Consider the following 15,255-nt stretch of genomic DNA (forward strand, 5'->3'; position numbering starts at 1 on the left):
GCCGCTTCAGCGTCTACGTGTCAGGTGAGTTTTGACACAGGCTGGTTGGGCTCCCTTTTTTTCGCCCACATCGTGGGCTCCTACACACGCATGCATGCGTGTTGCCAAGCCACGGGGGTCAGCGGCTGAGCATGCCGCCAAAGGTCTGTTTGTCGTGGGAGGTGTCGATCTCGACGCCTTCCAAGCCCTGCGAAAGGGTGTGCGCATCACCGCCCTGGGCGAGCTTGATCCGCAGGCGCACCTCGTTCGAGCTGTCCGCGTGGCGCAGCGCGTCCTCGTAGGAAATCTCGCCGGCGTGGTACAGCTCCACCAGGCTCTGGTCGAACGTGCGCATGCCCAGCTGATTGGAGTCGCGCATCAGTTCCTTGAGCTTGTGCACCTCGCCCTGGCGGATATAGTCCTGCGCAAGCGGCGTGCCCAGCAGCACTTCCACCGCGACGCGACGCGCCTTGCCGTCGGGCGTAGGAATGAGCTGCTGCGCCACGATGCCCTTCAGGTTCAACGACAGGTCCATGAACAGCGCGCTGCGGCGGTCCTCCGGGAAGAAATGGAGGATACGATCCAGCGCCTGGTTGGCGTTGTTGGCGTGCAGGGTGCACAGGCACAGATGCCCGGTTTCCGAGAAGTTGATGGCATGCTCCATCGTCTCGCGGGTACGCACCTCGCCGATCATGATCACGTCGGGTGCCTGGCGCAGCGTGTTCTTCAGCGCGTTCTCCCAGCTGTCGGTATCGATACCGAGTTCGCGCTGGGTGATGATGCAGCCTTCGTGCCTGTGCACGTATTCGATCGGGTCCTCGATCGTGATGATGTGGCCCGTGGAGTTCTGGTTGCGGTAGCCGATCATCGAGGCCATCGAGGTCGACTTGCCCGTACCGGTGCCGCCGACGAAGATGATGATGCCGCGCTTGGTCATCGCCAGCTGCTTGACGATCGGCGGCAGGTTCAACTCTTCCGGCGTGGGAATCTTCGACTCGATCCGGCGCAGCACCATGCCGACGCAGTTGCGCTGGTAGAAACACGATACGCGGAACCGGCCCACGCCCGACGCGCTGATGGCGAACTGGCACTCGTGGGTCTTTTCGAATTCCTGGCGCTGCGCCGGCGTCATTACATTGAGCACCATGTCGCGCGCCTGCTGCGCGGAAAGTGGGCTCTGCGTGATCGGTACGATGCGGCCCTGCACCTTCATGGAGGGCGCGACGCCGGCGGTGATGAACAGGTCGGAGGCCTGCTTGTGCACCATCAGCTTCAGGAAGGAGGTGAAATCGAAATCGCTCATGACGGTCTGGTCCCCGTGTGCCGGACCGGGCCGGCGCCCCACGGGCGATCATATACCCGGGGCGCGGCGCGCCGTTAGCGGAAGCTTTCCTTGTTCTTGGCGTACATCATGCCTTCCTGGCGGGTGATCAGGCCACGCTTGACCAGGTCGAGCAGGTTCTGGTCCAGTGTCTGCATGCCGTACTGCTGGCCGGTCTGGATCGCCGAATACATCTGCGCGACCTTATCCTCGCGGATCAGGTTACGGATGGCCGGGATGCCGACCATGATCTCGTGGACCGCCACGCGTCCACCACCCACCTTCTTCAGCAGCGACTGCGAGATCACCGCGCGCAGCGACTCCGAGAGCATCGAGCGGACCATCGGTTTCTCACCGGCGGGGAAGACGTCGATGATGCGGTCGATGGTCTTGGCCGCCGACGAGGTGTGCAGGGTGCCGAACACCAGGTGGCCCGTTTCCGCGGCGGTGAGCGCCAGACGGATGGTTTCCAGGTCGCGAAGCTCGCCGACCAGGATGTAGTCCGGATCTTCGCGCAACGCCGAGCGCAGCGCCTCGTTGAACCCGTGGGTGTCCCGGTGCACCTCGCGCTGGTTGACCAGGCACTTCTGCGAGGTATGCACGAATTCGATCGGATCCTCCACGGTGAGGAGGTGGCCGTACTCGTTCTTGTTGATGTGGTCGACCATCGCCGCCAGCGTGGTGGACTTGCCCGAGCCGGTCGGGCCGGTGACCAGGATCAGGCCCTGCGGCTGCTCGATCAGCTCGCGGAAGATCTTCGGCGCACCGAGGTCCTCCAGCGTGAGCACCTCGGACGGAATGGTACGGAACACCGCGCCGGCGCCCCGGTTGTGGTTGAAGGCGTTGACGCGGAAACGCGCCAGGCCGGGAATTTCGAAGGAGAAGTCCGTCTCCAGGAACTCCTCGTAGTCGCGCCGCTGCTTGTCCGACATGATGTCGTAGATCAGCGAGTGCACCTGCTTGTGTTCCAGCGCGGGAATGTTGATACGCCGAACGTCACCGTCGACGCGGATCATGGGCGGCAGGCCCGCGGAGAGGTGCAGGTCGGAGGCCTTGTTCTTCACGGAGAAGGCAAGGAGTTCGGCGATGTCCATCAGGGTCCCCTTTCTTTGTGGGGCATAGGTAAACACGCCGAGGGGTCGGCGGCAAGGCGCGGCACCGTATATGCTTCCCGGACTGTGAAAACGACCGCGAGCGGAGCGAACACCCCATGAATCGGATCGCCTTCATCGGTGGCGGCAACATGGCCACCGCCCTGATCGCCGGCATGCTGCGCCACGGCGCCCAGCCGGGCGGCATCGCGGTGGCCGAGCCGCGCGCGGAGGCCCTGCAGGAGCTGTCCCGCCAGTACGGCGTGGCCACCTATACAAATAACCTAGACGCCGCGGAGGGTGCCTCCATCCTCGTACTGGCGGTCAAGCCGCAGATGATGGCCGAGGTGTGCCGCGGCCTGCGTCCGGCGGTGCAGAAGTACCGGCCGGTGGTCATTTCCATCGCCGCCGGCATCCGCATCGCCCAACTGGAACGTTGGCTCGATGCCGCCCTGCCCGTGGTCCGTTGCATGCCCAATACCCCGGCCATGTTCGGGGCCGGGGCCACCGGGTTGTTCGCCAACGGTCGCGTCAGCGCCCCCCAGCGGGCCGAGGCCCAGCACGTGCTGGACGCCGGCGGCCTCACGGTCTGGGTACCCGACGAGGACCAGCTGGACATCGTCACGGCGCTGTCCGGCTCCGGTCCAGCCTATTTTTTCCTGATGGTCGAGGCGCTGGAAAACGCGGCATTTTCTCAGGGGCTGTCGCGCGAGGCGGCCCGTGCCCTGGCGGCGCAGACCGCCTTCGGCGCCGGCCGCATGCTGGTGGAGTCCGGCGAAAGCGCCGCCACGCTGCGCCAGCGCGTCACCTCGCCCCACGGCACCACCCAGGCCGCGCTGGAAAGCTTCCGTGACGACCATTTCCCTGCCATCGTGGCGCGGGCGGTCGACGCGGCGCGTCGGCGCAGCTTCCAACTTTCCGAAGACATGGACTCGAATACGTGAACTACCTGACCAATGCCGGCGGCCTGCTGCTCGAAGTCGCCTTCGGCGCACTTGTCACGCTCTTCATCCTGCGCATCCTGGCCGAGGCCTTCCGCGCGGATTTCAACAACCCGATCTGCCAGTTCCTCTACCGGTTCACCAATCCCGTACTGCGGCCGCTGCGCAAGGTGCTGCCGCCGGTGCGCCGGGTCAATACCGGTGCCCTGCTGATCGTGTACCTGCTGGAATGCCTGAAGTGGCTGCTGATCGCCGCCCTGGCCGGCATCGCCCCGAACGTACTCGGCCTGGCGATCGCGGGCCTGGGCGAAACGCTGGATATCTTCCTGCTGACCTGGGTGGTGCTGGTGTTCGCCTGGTCGATCATGAGCATGCTGTCGACCGATCGGTACCATCCCGTCGCGCGGCTGGTGACCAGCCTGGCCGAGCCGCTGGTTCGTCCGCTGCGCGGGCGGATGACCATCGGTGGGCTGGATTTCTCGCCGACCGTGGTGATCCTCGGGCTGATCCTGGCGCGGATGCTGATCGCCGCGCCGATCAAGGATTGGGGCGTGGCGTTGATGATGGGAGCGGGTTAGCGGGCGCCTAGGCGGCGGGCGTCCGTCACGTTGGGAAGCGCGCTGAGGCGGCCCAGCAGGGTGGACAGCTGCTCGTAATCCTTCACCCTTAGCGTGAAGCGCATTTCAACTTCGCCGGTGCGCACGTGCACACGGCTGGACGAGGCGACGATGTGCGGACCGGTGTTGCTAATGGTGGTGGCGACGTCTTTTTGCAGACCCTTGCGGTCGTAACCGCGCAGCTCGATGTCGATCTCGTAGCTCTGCACGTCCACCCTGCCCCAGCTGACGTCGATCACGCGCTCGGGGCTGCGACGGGCCAGCCGTGACAGGCTGGCACAGTCGGCGCGATGCACGGAGACGCCACGACCGCGCGTGATGAAGCCACGCACCGGGTCACCCGGCAGCGGCTGGCAGCAGCGTGCCAGGGTGGTCAACAGGTTGCCCAGGCCCTCGATGGACAGCGCCCCGCGATCGTGTTGCGCGGCACGCGACGCCACCGGATTGGACGACTGCGTGATGCCCGGCTCGGCGGGCTCCTGCTGCGAGCGGGCCACCTGGCCCAGTGTCACCTCGCCCAGGGCGATGGTGACGTACAACTCATCCACCGATTTCAGGCGGAAATGCGTGGCCAGCTTCGCCAGGTCCACGTCGTCCAGGGCCAGGCGGCGCAGCTCCTTCTCGAGGCTGAGCTTGCCGGCCACGATGTTGGCCTCGTGTGCTTCACGACGGAACCAGGCGCGCACCTTTTCCTTCGCCCGCGATGTGTGCAGGTAACCGTGGTGCGCCGAGAGCCAGTCGCGGCTGGGCTCGGATACTTTCGTGGTCAGGATCTCGATGCGATCGCCGCTGCGCGGCTGCGTCGTCAGCGGCACGATCCGGCCGTTGAGCTTGGCGCCACGGCAGCGATGACCCACTTCGGTATGGATGTGGTACGCGAAATCCAGCACCGTCGCGCCGCGCGGCATGTCGATCACCTCGCCCTTGGGCGACAGCACGTAGACGCGGTCTTCCATCAGCTCCGTTTCGAAGCCGGCGGCCAGTTCGGCCTCGTCTTCCCCACGGGGCTCCAGCAGCTTGCGCATCCAGGCGATCTTGGCCTCGAACTCCGCATCCGCCCCGCCGCCTTCCTTGTAGCGCCAGTGCGCGGCGACACCCAGTTCGTTGGCGCGGTGCATCTCGTGGGTGCGAATCTGTACTTCCAGGGTCTTGCCCTGCGGACCCAGCACGGCCGTGTGCAGCGAGCGATAGCCGTTGCCCTTGGGCCGCGCCACGTAGTCGTCGAACTCGCCCGGCACATGCGGCCACAGGCTGTGAACCAGCCCCAGCGCCGCATAGCAGTCGGCCACGCTGTCGACCAGGATGCGCACGGCGCGGATGTCGTAGAGGTCTGAGAATTCCAGCCCTTTCTTCTTCATCTTCTTCCAGATGGAGAAGATGTGCTTCGGCCGGCCGGCCAGGTCGGCGCGTACGCCGGCGGCATCCAGCGTCTCGCGCAGGGTGGCCAGGCTGGAGGCGATGAAGGTTTCGCGGTCGGTGCGGCGTTCGTCCAGCAGCCGCGCGATGCGACGGTAGGTGTCGGGCTCGAGGTAACGGAAGGCGAGGTCTTCCAGTTCCCATTTCAGCTGCCAGATACCCAGCCGGTTGGCCAGCGGCGCATGGATATCGGCCGTGAGCTGGGCCAGCTCGCGCCGCTCGTGGTCCGGCAGCGCCATGGCGGTACGCATGGCGGCGAGTTGCCGCGCGAGCAGCACGAACACCACGCGCAGGTCGCGGATGATCGCCAGCAGCAGCCGACGTAGGCCCTCGGCACCGCTGGCGGGCCCGCGCTGCGCATGCAGCGCCCAGACCTTCTCCGCCTCGCCCTGCCCTTCGACCAGCCGGCGCAGGGTGGGTGCCCAGGTCGTCGCCGCCTCGTCCGCCGCCCCCGGCAAGCCGTTGACCAGCGAAAACCAGAGCGCCGACGCGCAGGTTTCATCGTCGCATCCCAGCAGCCGCAGCAGCTCGATGACGGTCTCGCCCTCGGCCCGCGCGGCTACGGGCAGCACGGAGCAGGCCTGCCTTGCCTGCTCCGTCAGGGGCATGCCCGGGTCCTTCGCCGCCATGGGCCGTGCGTCGCTCATCGTGATGCCGCCTGCGCGTTGTCCAAAGCCTTGGCCAGCCGTTTGGCCGACACCGGCTCCGCGGTTTTCAGTTCCTGGGCGAACAGCGACACGCGCCATTCCTCCAGCAGCCAGCGCAGTTCCCCCCAGGCATCCGCATCCAGCGCCGTGCCGCCGCCCTGCAACAGGGCGCGCCAGTAGGGCAGCACCTGAAGCATACGCGACTGATCGCGGGCCGGGTCCTGGCGCAGTCGTTCGCCGCGCAGGCGCATGGCCTTGAGGTAACGCGGGATGTGCGCCAGCCGCGCGGTGGGCAGTTCGCGCAGGAAACCCGGCTGGAACAGGGCCGCCAGTTGTTCGCGCAGGTCGTCGTAGCTGGCCTTGGCAAAGCCCATCAGCGGCGGCTCCATCCAGGGCCTGAGTTCCGCCTGCGCCTCGATGATCGGCTCGGCAAGTTTCTGCCGTGCCATCGCCGCGCCGAACAGCTTCTGCGCGAACTCCGCGCGCAACGCCTCGAACGCGGCATGCGTGCGCACATCCAGGCGGCGCCCCTCGAGCAGGTCGGCGAAGCCGCCTTCGACCAGGTCGTCGCGCAGGCCATCGATGCTGCCCATGGGGGCGTACTTCAGCGACAGCGGGTTGGCGATGGGCAACTGCCGGCGCGCACGCTTGAACTCGGGACCCAGGGCCTCGCGCAGCAGCCGTTCCACGCCGCCCGCATGCGCCTCGACGGCTTCGTCAGCACGCTCGAACACGCGCAGCGCCACGGCCTCGCCCAGGTCCACCAGCGCCGGGTAGGCCACCAGGCCGGCGTCGGAGCGCACCTCCGCCGGAATCGATTCGAAGTCCCACGTCACGATGTCCTCGCGCGTGAGTTCGATATCCGTCTTGCGCGAGAAGGCCTCGCGCGCCTGGCTTTCCCATTGCGCACGGATGGCCGTGAGGTCGCGGCCCTCGGCCAGCGTGCGGCCATTCTCGTCGTGCACGCGGTACCGCATCAGCAGGTGTGGGGGCAGTTCGGCGTCGGCGAAGGCCGCCGCGTCGACATCCACGCCAGTGGTCTTCTTCAGGAAATGGGCCAGCGCCGCCAGCAGCGACGCATCGCGTGGGGCCTCGGCTTCCACGAACGCACGGGCGAAATCCGGTGCCGGCACGAAGTTGCGGCGCAGCGCCTTGGGCAACGCGCGGATCAACTCGGCCACCTTGTCGGCCAGCAGGCCGCCGACCAACCACTCGCCGCGGGCCAGCGGCAGCGCGTTGAGGAAGGCGAGCGGCACGTTGATCGTGACGCCGTCGGCGGGGTCGCCGGGGACGAAGCGGTATTCGAGACGGTAGCGGTGCTGGCCGACGTCGATGGTTGCGGGGAACGCCTTGGGGTCGAGGCCGCTGCCGGTGTCCATGACATCCGCCAGGGTCCAGCGCAGGGCGGCCTGTTCCCCGGGGGGCGCCTTGCGGTACCACGCGTCGAGTGCGCGCACATCGGCAATCTCGGCGGGAAGCTTGCCCTCGAAGAAGGCGGCAAGCGCATCGTCGGATCGCAGCAGGCCCGCGCGCCGTTGCTTGGCCTCGATGTCGTGGGCCTGTTCCAGCACGCGTGCGTTGGCGCGCACGAAGTCGGCACGACTGTCGATATCCGCGCGCACCAGGGCTTCGCGCACGAAGATATCGTGGGCCAGTTTCGGGTCCTGCCGGTGGAAGGTCACCGGGCGCCGCTCCACCAGCACCAGGCCGAACAGCGTGACCTGCTCGTAGGCCACCACGGTGCCGCGCTTGCGCGACCAGTGCGCGTCGCGTGCCGTGGCGCGCACCAGATGGCCGGCCTGGGATTCGATCCAGGCCGGATCGACGCGCGCGTTCATCATCGCCCAGATGCGCCCGCCGATATCCAGGATCTGCGCGGCGAAGATCCAGGCCGGCGGCGCCTTGGCCAGCGCAGAGCCCGGAAACACCTGGAAACGGCGCTCGCGCGTGCCGCGGAACACGCCCTTCTCGTCCTTGTGCCCGACCTGGGTGGGCAGGCCGGCCAGCAGGCTGCGGTGCACCGCCTCGAACAGTCCATCGCCAAGTGCATCGCCTGCGGGGGCACCCTTTGGGGCGTCCTTGGCGTCCTTGGCCCTGGTGTCGTCCTTGGCGTCCCTGGTTCGCTTCGTGTCGCCGGGCACGGGCCCGGCGGGCTCCTTGCCCTGCGTACCCCAGTCGATGTCGCGCACCACCAGCACCAGCTGGCGGTGCAGCTCGCGCCATTCGCGCATGCGCATGAAGCTGAGGAAATGCCGCGAACACCAGTCGCGCAGTTTCGACGAGGTCAGTTCCTCGGCGGCGGCGAGGTAGCCGCGCCAGAGGTTGAGCACGCCGACGAAGTCCGACTTGGGGTCGGCGAACTGCGCATGGGCGGCATCGGCCTGCCCGCGCGCCTCGGGCGGACGCTCGCGTGGGTCCTGGATGCTGAGGAAGGCGACGATGGTGGTCAGTTCGGCCAGCGCGCCCAGGCGCCGCGCTTCCACCATCATGCGCGCCAGCTGCACGTCGATCGGCAGCCGCGCCACGGTGCGCCCCGTCGCGGTCAGCCGGCGATCGTCGTCGATGGCACCGATCTCGGCGAGACGACGGTAGCCGTCGGCCACGACGCGCGGGTCCGGCGCCTCGAGGAAGGGAAAATCCTCCACCTCCCCCAGGTCCAGCGCCAGCATGCGCAGGATCACGTTGGCCAGCGACGAGCGCAGCAGTTCCGGGTCGGTGAACTCCGGCCGCAGGTTGAACTCGGCTTCCTCGTACAGGCGGTAGCAGATGCCGGGACCCACGCGCCCGCAGCGGCCCTTGCGCTGGTTGGCGGCCGCCTGGGAAATGGGTTCGATGTGCAGGCGTTCCAGCTGGCCGCGCTGGCTATAGCGTTTGACGCGCGCCGTGCCCGGGTCCACCACGTAACGGATGCGCGGCACCGTGAGTGAGGTTTCGGCGACGTTGGTCGCCAGCACGATGCGCCGCTTGGGTCCCGGACGGAACACCCGGTCCTGCTCCTGGGCGGACAACCGCGCGTACAGCGCCAGGACTTCCGTCTCGCGGTACTGCTTGCGCGACAGCAGCAGGTGGGTATCGCGGATCTCGCGTTCGCCAGGCAGGAACACCAGGACGTCGCCGCGGGGGTCTTCGCGGGTAATGTCGTCCATCGCGTCGGCCACCTGCTGGGCGACGTTGCCCTCGCCGCGCTCGCCCGGCGGCCGATAGCGCACTTCCACGGGGAACGTGCGGCCTTCCACCTCCACTACCGGGGCGTTGCCGAAGTGCGCAGCGAAACGCTCCGTATCGATGGTGGCGGAGGTGACGATGATCTTGAGATCGGGGCGGCGCTGGGCCAGCCGGCGCAGGTAACCCAGGAGAAAATCGATGTTGAGGCTACGCTCGTGGGCCTCGTCGATGATGATCGTGTCGTACGCCGACAGCCAGGGATCGGACTGGGTCTCGGCCAGCAGGATGCCGTCGGTCATGAACTTGACCAGGGCCTGGTCGGACACGCGCTCGGTGAAGCGCACCTGGAAGCCGACCTTGTCGCCCAGCGGCGTCGCCAGCTCCTCGGCCACGCGGGTGGCCACGGACCGGGCGGCCAGGCGCCGCGGCTGGGTGCAGCCGATCATTCCTGCCTCGCCGCGACCGGCGGCCAGGCACAGCTTGGGCAGCTGCGTGGTCTTGCCCGAGCCGGTTTCGCCCGCAAGCACCACCACCTGGTTCTCACGGATGAGCTTGATGATGTCTTCCGCCCGCGCGGCGATCGGCAGCGAGGCATCCACCGTGATCGGCGGCTTGGAGGCGGCCCGCGCGGCGCGGCGCTCCCGGGACACGGCGATATCGCCCGCCAGGGCCTCGATGCGGGCGGCGTCCGGCTTGCGGGACAAGGCACGCCAGCGCCCCAGCAGCCGCCCGACATCGCGGCTGCTCACCGCATCGAGCGCATGGCGAAGCTCGCGCAGGCGCGGATGATCGGGCGATGGGGGGCGTGCGGGACGTGTGGGTGTACTCATCGACACCCATGATAGCGTGCGCCTATGGTCCGGATCGGAACGTTTCATTTCACAGCGGTTCCCGACCGGCGGTAAAATGCCTCATCGCAAACGAAAAAACCAAGGAGAGTCGCAACATGGCCATCGATATCGGCATTGCCAAGAACGATCGTGAAACGGTTGCCGAGCACCTCTCGAAGCTGCTCGCCGATACGTACTCGCTCTACCTGAAGACCCATAATTTCCATTGGAACGTGACCGGACCGCAGTTCAACAGCCTGCATGCCATGTTCGAGGTGCAGTACAACGCTCTTTGGCTGGCCGCCGACGAGGTCGCCGAGCGCATTCGTATCCTCGACGTGTTCGCGCCCGGCTCGTACAGCCAGTTTGGCAAGCTCACCTCGATCAAGGAAGAAGCCGGCGTGCCGGACTGGAAAACCATGGTGGCCCAGTTGGTCGAAGGCCATGAAATCGCCGCCGCCACCTCGCGCGACACCATCCGTGCCGCCGAGACCGTGGGCGACGAAGGCACCGCCGACATGGTGACCGGCCGCCTCAAGGAACACGAGAAAACGGCCTGGATGCTGCGTTCGCTGCTCGCCTGACACCCTAGCGGCCCGCCTTTTCACCCGTGGCGGGCCGCGGTTTCTCTGAGGCCAGCCTGACCGGCTATGCTGCAATGCGTTGAGCCGGTCCCCTTCGTTGGTTAAGCTCCCCCGGTTACCATCTGACTCCACTCGGGGGCCGACCGGTCCGGGGATTGTTTTGAGCGCTGCCACCAAGACCGACCGAAGCCACCCCATCCTTGCCGCGCTGATCCTCGCGGTCCTCGTCGCTGGCCTGAACTTCGGCCTCTGGCTAGTCGCCAACCTGCCCAACGGGCCGAGCGACTGGCACGGGCCCATTCCCGGTTTCGCGTTTACCGCGTACCAGCGCTACCAGAATCCCATGAAGGGCGATTTCTCCACGGATCCGGAGATCGACAGCGACCTGAAGCTGGTGCGGCGTTATTCCCCACGCATCCGCACCTACTCGATGCTGGAAAACCCCCAGACCATCCGCCTGGCCGCGAAAGAGGGCTTGGATGTCATGGCGGGCGCCAACATCGACACGCGCCTGGAAAACAACGAGCGCGAGATCGAAGCGCTGATCGCCCAGGCCAACCGCTACCCGAAAACGATCTCCCGCGTGATCGTGGGCAACGAGTCGTTGTTCCGTGGCGACATGAAACCCGCGCAGATCATGGCCTACCTCGACCGGGTGCGCGCCGCGGTGCGCCAGCCGGTGTCGGTGGCCGAGCCGTTCCACGTGTGGATCCAGAATCCCGAGTTGGCCGACCACGTCGACTTCATCACCGTCCACCTGTTTCCCTACTGGAACGGCATCGAGGCCCGTGCCGGCGTGGCCGATTCCATCGGCACGCGCAACGCCGACGGCAGCAACGACACCGAGGGCAGCTACCAGGCCCTGCAGAAGGTCTTCCCGGGCAAGCACATCGCCATCGGCGAGATCGGCTGGCCGTCCAACGGCGACCGCTACAAGTACGCCTACCCCAGCGTGTCCAACGAGGCCATCTTCCTTCGCGAGTTCTTCAACGTCGCCAAGCGCAAGGGCATCGACGACTACTACGTGCTGGAAGCCATCGACCAGCCGTGGAAGGAAAACCTGGGCGAGGGCCGCACCGGCGCGTACTGGGGCATGTTCAACGCCGATCGCCAGCTGAAATTCCCGTTCACCGGCCCGGTCACCGAGGACGTGGGCTGGCCGTGGAAGGCCTTTGCCGCCTCGCTGCTGGCGTTCTTCCCCATGCTGTGGTTCGGCTACCGCTTCAGCCGCTTCAAGCTGATGGGACGCCTGTTCTTCATGGCGTTGGTGCAGCTGGCCTGCGGCCTGATCGTTTGGTCGGCCACCCTGCCCTTCAACTTCTACCTCAGCCCGTTCGACTGGGCGATGTTGATCCTTCTGTTCCCCGCGCAGATCGCCATCCTCAGCATCCTGCTGATCAACGGCTTCGAGTTCACCGAGGTGCTGTGGCGGCGCGAGTGGATTCGCCACGCCGGCATGCTGCCGAAGGACCCGGTGGAGCGGCAGCCCTTCGTCTCCATCCACCTGGCCTGCCACAACGAGCCACCGGAGATGGTCCAGGTCACCCTGGATTCCCTGGCCGCGCTGGATTACGAGAACTACGAAGTGCTGGTGCTGGACAACAACACCAAGGACCCGGCGGTCTGGGAACCGGTCAAGGCCTACTGCGAACAACTGGGCGCGCGGTTCCGCTTCTTCCACCTGGAACCCTGGCCCGGCTACAAGGCCGGCGCGCTGAACTTCGGCCTCACCGCCACCGACGAGCGCGCCGACGTGGTCGCGGTGATCGATGCGGACTACGTGGTCCGCGAAGACTGGCTCGCCTCGCTCACGGGCTATTTCCATGATGCCAAGGTGGCCGTGGTGCAGTGCCCGCAGGCCCACCGCGATTTCGAGAACAACCGTTTCCGCCGCATGACGGCCTGGGAATACGACGGCTTCTTCCGCATCGGCATGCACCACCGCAACGAGCGCAATGCCATCATCCAGCACGGCACCATGACCATGGTGCGCCGCTCCGCGCTCGAGGGCACCGGCGGCTGGTCCGAGTGGACCATCTGCGAAGACGCCGAGCTGGGCCTGCGCCTGATGCACGCAGGCTACGAGCTGGTCTATGTCGACGAACTGATGGGCAAGGGCCTCACCCCTGCCGACTTCAAGGCCTACAAGAGCCAGCGCTACCGCTGGGCCTTCGGTGCCATGCAGATCCTCAAAGGCCGCTGGACCTGGATGACCCGCAAGGGACCGTTGTCGGCCGGCCAGCGCTTCCACTTCCTCACCGGCTGGTTCAGCTGGTTCGCGGACGCGCTGCATTTCATCTTCACGATGATGGGCCTGTTGTGGACCGCCGGCATGATCTACGCGCCGCAGTACTTCAACCTGCCGATGCAGTTGTTCCTCATTCCGGTCATCGGGTTCTTCTTCGCCAAAGCCATCTTCGGCTTCGTGCTTTATCGTGCGCGTGTTCCGTGCAGCTGGTACGACACGATCATGGCCTCCGTGGCCAGCATGGGCTTGTCGCATGCCATCGCGCGCGGCATCCTGCACGGGCTGACCCGCGAGAAAACCGCGTTCGTGGTGACCGCGAAGAGCCGCCGCATGGGTGGCAGCAGCTTCGCCGCCTTCGCACCGGTGCGCGAGGAAGGCCTGATGGCCATCGCGCTGCTGTGCGCCGTGATCGGCATGGCGTTGCACTACGGCACGGCGTACACGGAAAGCGTGCTCTGGATGTTCATCCTTGCGGCGCAGTCCATTCCGTACGTGTCTGCCCTGGTGGGTGCGTGGATCGCACACCGCGCGGGCGACGAGGCGGGTTGATTCAGCCTCGTTCACGTTTGTGTATCGACCTTACACGTCCGGCGCGGTAAGTTAGGTCGGAGACAAGCCACGAATGGAACAGGACGCTCATGCGCCTTAAAAGACGCCATGGACTGCTGCTCCTGCCGTGGTTCCTCCTCCCCGGCCTGGTCCACGCGGGCATCGTGCTCACGGTGGACGGTGTCGACGACACCCTCAAGAACGCGGTCGTGGCGGGTGTCGACCTTTCGCAGTACACGCAGCGTGATGTCACCGCCGCGCAGGTGCGCCGACTCTACGAAAAAGCGCCCGAGCAGGTACAGGCCACACTGCGGCCCTACGGTTACTATGAAGCCTCGGCCACGGGCGACCTGAAACAGGTCGGCAAGGACTGGCAGGTGACCCTGCATGTGGTGCCGGGCCTGCCGGTCAAGATCACTGCGGTGAACGTTACGGTGGACGACGATGCCGGCAAGGTGCCCGCCGTGCGCCGCGCAGTCCGCGGCGTCACCGCGTTGAAGGACCAGCCGATGAACGACGGCGCTTACGAAGGCGCGCGCGACGCCGTCAGCGGCGCACTCACCGCCACGGGGTATCTCGACGCGCGCCTGGTCACGCACACCGTGGAGGTGAACCGGGCCGAGCACAGCGCCACGGTGAACCTGGCCTGGGACACCGGCAAGCGTTACCGCTACGGCCATGTCGTGTTCAAGAACTCGCAGTTCCGTGACGGTTTCCTCGATCGCTACGTGCCGTTCAAGAGCGGCGACTATTTCTCGCAGGGGCAGTTGCTGGACTTGCAGCAGGCGTTGAACGGCGCCGATTACTTCGCCGTGGTCAACGTCATCCCCGATACCGACAACGCGAAGGACGGCACCATCGACATCGCCGTGGAACTGGCGCCGGCCAAGCGCACCATCTACACGGGCGGCCCCTTCTACGGCACAGACACCGGCCCCGGCCTACGCGGCGGCATCGAAAAACGCTGGATCAACGACCGCGGCCACAAGTGGAAGAACGAACTGGTCGTGGCCCAGCGGCTGAAAACGATCTCCACGCTGTACCAGATTCCCCTGCCCGGCCCCAACCAGCGCAGCTTCAATTTCGGCGCCAATTTCCGCGACGCGGACACGGTTACCTCGCAGTCGCGCACGCTGCAGCTGGTGGCCAACGAAACCCGGCTCTGGCACGGCTGGACGCGCACCATCGGCGTCAGCGCGTTGTCCGGCACCTTCACGGTCGGCAAGCGCGGCGACGAGAGCGACTCCGCCGAGGGCCTGGAGCACGGCCGTAGCACCCTGCTGTATCCGGAAGTCACGTTGAGCCGGAAGAAGGGCGACAACCCCACCTTCGTGCGCAGCGGCTGGTCGCTCACGCTGACCGCGCGCAGCACCGCCGGCGGCCTGCTGTCGGATGCGCGGTTCTCCCAGGTTATCGGCGACGCGAAGTGGATCCAGTCGTTCTGGGGGCGCAACCGCCTGATCCTGCGCGGCACCGCCGGCAAGATCTGGACGGACGATTTCAGTGCCCTGCCTCCGCAGCTGCGTTTCTTCGCCGGTGGCGATCGCTCCGTGCGCGGTTACGATTTCGAGAGCATCGGCCCGCGCAACGCCTTCGGACGCGTCATCGGCGGCGAAGGCCTGCTGGTGGGCAGCACCGAGGTGGAGCACTACTTCACCCGAAACTGGGGCATGGCCGCGTTCGTCGACGCCGGCAACGCCTTCACCGGCACCGATTACAGCCCGCGCGTGGGCGCTGGCCTGGGCGTGCGCTGGCTGTCACCGGTGGGCATGATCCGTGCCGACGTCGGCGTGCCCGTCGGCGACAAGAACGAGCATGGCATCCATCTGCATGTCGTCATCGGGCCCGACCTGTGAGGAGCGTCCGC

The 15,255-nt window shown here is 66.6% G+C and carries 9 protein-coding genes; 5 read left to right on the forward strand and 4 right to left on the reverse strand.

The genetic code is table 11. The features are described from left to right. Positions 1–118 precede the first annotated feature (118 nt). Positions 119–1,282 carry a PilT/PilU family type 4a pilus ATPase gene (locus tag FA89_RS00115; protein WP_036136936.1) on the reverse strand — a complete coding sequence of 388 codons (1,164 nt, stop codon included), beginning with the start codon at positions 1,280–1,282 and terminating at the stop codon, positions 119–121. 74 nt (positions 1,283–1,356) lie between these two features. Then, entirely contained in the window at positions 1,357–2,394 is a 1,038-nt protein-coding gene (locus FA89_RS00120) for a type IV pilus twitching motility protein PilT (protein WP_036136938.1), read from the reverse strand. Positions 2,395–2,510: 116 nt separating this feature from the next. Here FA89_RS00120 and proC point away from each other — a divergent pair, with 116 nt between their 5' ends. Together proC and FA89_RS00130 are read left to right on the forward strand one after the other, a co-directional pair. Beyond that, the gene (gene proC / locus FA89_RS00125; RefSeq protein ID WP_036136939.1) at positions 2,511–3,335 is read left to right on the forward strand and encodes a pyrroline-5-carboxylate reductase; all 825 of its coding nucleotides are present in this window, start codon (positions 2,511–2,513) and stop codon (positions 3,333–3,335) included. Further along, the gene (locus FA89_RS00130; RefSeq protein WP_036136941.1) at positions 3,332–3,910 is read left to right on the forward strand and encodes a YggT family protein; all 579 of its coding nucleotides are present in this window, start codon (positions 3,332–3,334) and stop codon (positions 3,908–3,910) included. The genes proC and FA89_RS00130 overlap by 4 nt, the downstream gene beginning before the upstream one ends. On the opposite strand, the gene FA89_RS00135 is transcribed toward FA89_RS00130, so the two are convergent. Together FA89_RS00135 and hrpA are read right to left on the reverse strand one after the other, a co-directional pair. Beyond that, on the reverse strand, positions 3,907–6,012 hold the full coding sequence (locus FA89_RS00135) for a RelA/SpoT family protein (RefSeq protein ID WP_036136944.1): 2,106 nt from the start codon (positions 6,010–6,012) through the stop codon (positions 3,907–3,909). The genes FA89_RS00130 and FA89_RS00135 overlap by 4 nt on opposite strands. Beyond that, on the reverse strand, positions 6,009–10,007 hold the full coding sequence (gene hrpA / locus FA89_RS00140) for an ATP-dependent RNA helicase HrpA (protein ID WP_036136946.1): 3,999 nt from the start codon (positions 10,005–10,007) through the stop codon (positions 6,009–6,011). The genes FA89_RS00135 and hrpA overlap by 4 nt, the downstream gene beginning before the upstream one ends. A 116-nt stretch (positions 10,008–10,123) precedes the next feature. On the opposite strand from hrpA, the gene FA89_RS00145 reads away from it, so the two are divergent. From FA89_RS00145 to FA89_RS00155, 3 genes are all read left to right on the forward strand, one after another. After that, on the forward strand, positions 10,124–10,591 hold the full coding sequence (locus tag FA89_RS00145) for a Dps family protein (protein ID WP_036136949.1): 468 nt from the start codon (positions 10,124–10,126) through the stop codon (positions 10,589–10,591). A 160-nt stretch (positions 10,592–10,751) separates the two neighbouring features. After that, positions 10,752–13,388, forward strand: coding sequence for a glycosyltransferase family 2 protein (locus tag FA89_RS00150; protein WP_036136952.1), 2,637 nt, complete (start codon positions 10,752–10,754; stop codon positions 13,386–13,388). An 89-nt stretch (positions 13,389–13,477) separates the two neighbouring features. Beyond that, a complete protein-coding gene (locus FA89_RS00155) occupies positions 13,478–15,244 on the forward strand; it encodes an autotransporter assembly complex protein TamA (protein ID WP_036136953.1) in 1,767 nt (588 codons plus the stop codon). Positions 15,245–15,255 lie beyond the last annotated feature (11 nt).

This window comes from Luteibacter sp. 9135 (assembly GCF_000745005.1).
Classification (GTDB): Bacteria; Pseudomonadota; Gammaproteobacteria; order Xanthomonadales; family Rhodanobacteraceae; genus Luteibacter.

Coding starts and splice junctions, on each gene's coding strand:
- FA89_RS00135 (WP_036136944.1), bottom strand. CDS start 6,012: ATGAGCGACGCACGGCCCATGGCGGCGAAGGACCCGGGCATGCCCCTG.
- FA89_RS00115 (WP_036136936.1), bottom strand. CDS start 1,282: ATGAGCGATTTCGATTTCACCTCCTTCCTGAAGCTGATGGTGCACAAG.
- hrpA (WP_036136946.1), bottom strand. CDS start 10,007: ATGAGTACACCCACACGTCCCGCACGCCCCCCATCGCCCGATCATCCG.
- FA89_RS00120 (WP_036136938.1), bottom strand. CDS start 2,394: ATGGACATCGCCGAACTCCTTGCCTTCTCCGTGAAGAACAAGGCCTCC.
- FA89_RS00145 (WP_036136949.1), top strand. CDS start 10,124: ATGGCCATCGATATCGGCATTGCCAAGAACGATCGTGAAACGGTTGCC.
- proC (WP_036136939.1), top strand. CDS start 2,511: ATGAATCGGATCGCCTTCATCGGTGGCGGCAACATGGCCACCGCCCTG.
- FA89_RS00155 (WP_036136953.1), top strand. CDS start 13,478: ATGCGCCTTAAAAGACGCCATGGACTGCTGCTCCTGCCGTGGTTCCTC.